General features: G+C 74.7%; 3 protein-coding genes, 1 pseudogene and 1 riboswitch. All 4 genes and pseudogenes read left to right on the top strand.

Annotated features, from left to right (window positions below; translation table 11 throughout):
* The first annotated feature begins 87 nt into the window (after nt 1-87).
* A complete protein-coding gene (locus KBX39_RS22910; protein WP_064448227.1) occupies nt 88-993 on the top strand; it encodes an alpha/beta fold hydrolase in 906 nt (301 codons plus the stop codon).
* Between the two features lie 124 nt (nt 994-1,117).
* Entirely contained in the window at nt 1,118-3,235 is a 2,118-nt protein-coding gene (locus KBX39_RS22905; protein WP_064448226.1) for an AAA family ATPase, read from the top strand.
* A gap of 94 nt (nt 3,236-3,329) precedes the next feature.
* Nucleotides 3,330-4,244 carry a cation diffusion facilitator family transporter gene (locus KBX39_RS22900; protein ID WP_043329179.1) on the top strand — a complete coding sequence of 305 codons (915 nt, stop codon included), beginning with the start codon at nt 3,330-3,332 and terminating at the stop codon, nt 4,242-4,244.
* Between the two features lie 143 nt (nt 4,245-4,387).
* A riboswitch (cyclic di-AMP (ydaO/yuaA leader) is annotated at nt 4,388-4,519 on the top strand.
* Between the two features lie 4 nt (nt 4,520-4,523).
* Nucleotides 4,524-4,963: pseudogene (locus KBX39_RS22895) on the top strand (hypothetical protein); the annotation flags it as partial.

Here is a 4,963-nt window from a genome sequence, read left to right as displayed (position 1 = left end):
GGTTGCCGTGGTGTCATGACGGGTAACGCCGGTGTCACCGCCGGGACACCCGGTGGACGCAAACCGGACGGGCTCGGGGGTGGCGACATGGAACTGCGGCTTCCGGACGGCGTACGCCTGCACGTGACGGTCACCGGGCCGGTCGACGCCGAGGTCACCGTGCTGATGCTGCACGGCTGGACGCTCGACGGCCGCAGCTGGCACCGTCAGGTCGCCGAGCTGCGGGAACGGTTCGGCGACCGGGTCCGCCTGGTCACCTACGACGCGCGCGGCCACGGCCGGTCGAGCTGCCTGGCGCTGCGCGACGCCACGCTCGCCCAGCTCGGCGACGACCTCGCCACCGTGGTCGACGAGATCGCCCCGTCCGGGCCGATCGTGCTGGTGGGGCACTCGATGGGCGGAATGACGGTGATGGAGTACGCCCACCGCCACGCCGACCGGTTCGCGGCGCGTACCGCCGGGCTGGTCTTCGTCTCGACCACCGCCGAGGGGCACACGCACACCGTCTACGGCCTGTCCCCCCGCATCACGAGGTTGATCCGGCTCGCCGAGACCACCGGCGCCGGGGTGCTGGCCCGGTGCGGCGGCTGGCGGCCACCGCACGCGCTGCTGCGCGCGCTGCGCCCGAGCATCCGCTGGATGCTGTTCGGCGACCGCTGCGACCCGGCGGACATCCGGCTGGTCACCTCGGCGGTGGCCCGGGCCACGCTGCGCTCGATCGGCGGGTTCCGCGCCTCGATCGGGGCGCAGCACCGGCTGGAGACGCTCGCCGCGCTGGGCGGGCTGCCGGCCGCCGCGCTGGTCGGGGACCGGGACCGGCTCACCCCGCCGCCGTGCGCCGAGTCGATCGCGGCGGCGCTGCCCACCACGGAGCTGACCGTCTGCCCGGGCGCCGGTCACATGCTGATGATGGAGCGCCCGGACCAGGTGAACGACGCCGTGGCCGGGGTGCTGGACCGGGTGCTGACCGGCCGTCCGGCGGCCCGCCTCTGAGCGTCTCCCGCTCCGGAACGGCACTGACGTACGCCACGCGGACGGCATGCCCCGGCGCTGCGGTTGCCGAGGGCCCGTACCCTCATTCAGCCCGTCGTGCCGTCCGACCACAGGAGCATCCGCGTTGACCGACCAGACCACGCTGGACCGGGAGATCGCCGCCGAGCAGCGCCACCTCGACCGGGTGTACGCCCGGCTGGCCGAACTGCGCCGGTCGGCGGCCGACGCCGAGCGGGAGGGCTACCGGCTGGCCCGGGTCGGCAACTTCGGCGCGCTGGTCGAGCGGGACGCGATGGTCTTCCACGCCGCCCAGCGCCGGCACGTGCTGGACGCCGAGCACGAGGGGCTGGTGTTCGGGCGGCTGGACCTGCGTACCGGGCAGGTGCTGCACGTCGGCCGCCTGGGCGTGCGGGGCGTGGACGCGGAGACGCTGGTGGTGGACTGGCGGGCGCCCGCCGCCGCCGCGTTCTACCAGGCCACGCCCGCCGAGCCGCGCGGCGTGGTACGCCGGCGCACGATCCAGTCGGCCTCGGAGAAGGTCACCCGGATCGAGGACGACCTGCTGGACCCGGAGGCCGCGCCGCCGGACATGGCGGTGGTCGGTGACGGGGCGCTGCTGGCCACGTTGTCCCGGGCCACCGGCCGGGGCATGCGCGACATCGTCGCCACCATCCAGCGCGAGCAGGACGAGGCGATCCGCTCCCCCGGCAACGGCGTCACGATCGTCTCCGGCGGCCCGGGGACCGGCAAGACGGCGGTGGCGCTGCACCGGGCCGCGTACCTGCTGTACTCCGACCGGGCCCGGTACGCCGGCGGCGGCATCCTGGTGGTCGGCCCGTCCGGCGTGTTCGTCGAGTACATCGCCTCGGTGCTGCCCTCACTGGGCGAGGAGACCGCCACGCTGCACTCGCTCGGCTCGCTCTTCCCCGGCCTGTCCGCGTCGCGGACCGACCCGCCGGACGTGGCGGCGGTGAAGGGCTCGCTGCGGATGCGCCGGGTGCTGGAACGCGCGGTCCGCGACGCGGTGCCGGACTCCCCCGCCGAGCTGCGCCTGCTGTACCGGGGTGAGCTGCTGCGCCTGGAGCGCCCCGCGCTGGACGCGATCCGGGACCGGACGCTGGCCCGGGGCGCGCGCCGCAACGAGGTACGCCGGGCGGCGTTCGACGCGGTGCTCGCCGCGCTCTACGCGCAGGCCCGCACGCTGCGGGTGGGACGGCTGCCGGAGCAGCCCGCGTTCGAGGACGAGATCATCGAGCGGCCGGAGTTCCGCGAGTTCCTCAAGGCGTGGTGGCCCCGGCTGCACCCCCGGCACGTGCTGGACTGGCTGGCCCGCCCGGACCGGCTGCGCCGCTACGCCGGGGGGATCCTCTCCTCGGCCGAGATCCGGTTGCTCGGGCAGGCGTACCGCACGCTCGCGACCGACGGGCTGACGGTGGCGGACATCGCGCTGCTGGACGAGCTGGACGCGCTGCTGGGCAAGCCGGTGCAGCGGGCCCGGCCCAAGCGCGACCCGTACCAGCTCGCCGGTGGCGTGCGCGAGCTGAGCACGTACGCCGATCGGCAGCGCGCCGCCCGCGCGGCGGCGCGGGAGCGTCCGGCCGACTACCGCGACTACGCGCACGTGGTGGTGGACGAGTCGCAGGACGTCTCGCCGATGCAGTGGCGGATGATCGGCCGGCGCGGGCGGCTGGCGTCCTGGACCGTTGTCGGTGACCCGGCGCAGACGGCCTGGACCGGCGACCCGCAGGAGCTGGACCGGGCCCGGGACCAGGCGCTGGGCCGGCGCAAGCGGCACCGCTACGAGCTGACCACCAACTACCGCAACTCGGCGGAGATCTTCGCGGTGGCGGCGGCGGAGATCCGCCGGCTCTACCCGGATCTGCCGCTGCCCGACGCGGTCCGGTCCACCGGCGTTCCGCCGGTGGAGCGCACGGTGCCCGCCGCCGAGCTGCCGGCGGCCACCGTCGAGGCGGCCGAGGCGCTGCTCGGCCAGGTGGAGGGCACCGTCGGCGTGATCACGCCGGTGCCGCGCCGGGACGAGGTGGCCGGCTGGCTGGGCGCGCTCGGCGCGGGCCGGCTCCAGGTGGTGACCAGCCTCCAGGCCAAGGGCATGGAGTACGACGGCGTGGTGCTGGTGGCGCCGAGCGAGATCCGGGCCGATCCGGGCTCGGGCGTGCGCACGCTCTACGTGGCGCTGTCCCGGGCGACCCAGCGCCTCACCACGCTCGACCCGGTGGGGTGAGGGGCCACGCCCGCGCCACCCACAGTTCACTTGCATACATAGCGATGTGAGCATACATTGGGCCCGGCCGGTACGCGGCAGGGAGGGTGTTGGCGTGGGCGCAGGTCATGACCACAGCAGCGCGGTGGCCAACGCGGCACACCGCCACGCAGGCCGGCTCTGGGCCGCGTTCGCGCTGCTCGCCGTCCTGATGGTGGTCGAGGCGGTGGCCGCCTTCACCACCGGCTCGCTCGCCCTGCTCTCCGACGCCGGGCACATGTTCACCGACGTGCTCGGCATCGGCATGGCCCTCGCGGCGATCACCGCCACCCGGCGCGCCGGCACCGACCCGCAGCGCACGTTCGGCCTCTACCGGCTGGAGGTGCTCGCCGCCCTCGCCAACGCCGTGCTGCTCGGCGCCGTCGCGGTCTACGTCCTGATCGAGGCGGTACGCCGCTTCGGCGAGCCGCCGGAGGTGCTGGCCGGCCCGATGCTCGTGGTGGCGGTGCTCGGCCTGCTCGCCAACATCGTCGCCTTCGCGCTGCTGCGCGCCGGGGCGAAGGAGAGCATCAACCTGCGCGGCGCGTACCTGGAGGTGCTCGGCGACCTGCTCGGCTCGCTCGGCGTGATCGCCGCCGCGCTGGTCATCGCGGTGACCGACTGGTGGTGGGCGGACCCACTGGTCGCCGTCGGGATCGGCCTGTTCATCCTGCCGCGCACCTGGCGGCTCGGCCGGGCCGCGGTGCGCATCCTGGTGCAGGCGGCGCCGGAGCACCTCCAGGTGACCGCCGTGCACGACCGGCTGGCCGCGGTCCCCGGCGTGGCCGAGGTGCACGACCTGCACGTCTGGACGCTCACCTCGGGCATGGAGGTGGCCTCGGCGCACCTGACCACCGACCCGGGCGTGGACCCGGCCGGGGTGCTGGCCGCCGCGCGGACGGCGCTGCACGAGGACTTCTCCATCGATCACGCCACGTTGCAGGTCGAACCCGGAGCGTCAGCCGGAGTGTGCGGAAAGACCGAGTGGTGATTAGGGCAGACTTAAATCACCGTGACTGCTGTACACTTATGTCGGTTTTGCCCCACCATGCGGCACTGCGCAACGGAGCCACGCCCGGGCCGCGCCGGTAGGCTCGGTCGCGGCCGCAGCCACCGGCGTCACCGGCGCAGGTGGGGTGGCCGTCGCCTAATCGCCCGAAGGGGCGAGCCGGGGAACCACGTACGTGGGGTGCATCCGCGTCAGCGGTAGGGATCTTCCGTCCCGAACCCGTCAGCTAACCCGGTCGGCGGTTGACGGAAGGACATGTGAATGCCCCCAGTGGCACCTGCACGACGGACGGCCGCCCGGTTGGCGGCCCTGCTCGTCGCGACGCTGACTGTCGGCGTCGCGACCGTTCCGGCCTCCCCCGCCTCGGCGGCGCCCCGGACCGCCCTGCTCGCCGCCGCGCCCGGCGACGACGAGGGCGGCACGCCGGAGCTGCGCGCCCAACTCGACGCGGCCAGCAAGGGCTGGCTGGAGGCGAAGGCCGCGCTGAACCGGTCGGTGAACCGCCAGAAGCAGCTCAACGACCAGCTCGCGAAGGTCGGCGCCGAGCTGGCCGTACGTGACGCCACGGTCGGTGAGATCGCCGGGGTGGCGTACCGCGCCGGCCGGCTCGGCACCGCCGCCGCGCTGCTCGACAGCAGCAGCCCGGCGGGCTTCATGGACCGGGCCGCCACGCTGGAACAGGTCGCCGCGCACGAGGAGCG

This window comes from Micromonospora sp. D75, assembly GCF_018070405.1.
In the GTDB taxonomy this organism is placed as follows: domain Bacteria; phylum Actinomycetota; class Actinomycetes; order Mycobacteriales; family Micromonosporaceae; genus Micromonospora; species Micromonospora chalcea.
This window is presented reverse-complemented; position numbering and strand designations above follow the sequence as displayed.

Bases quoted from the DNA above. Each gene is read 5' to 3' on its own strand.
- KBX39_RS22910 (WP_064448227.1), top strand. From the start codon at position 88: ATGGAACTGCGGCTTCCGGACGGCGTACGCCTGCACGTGACGGTCACC.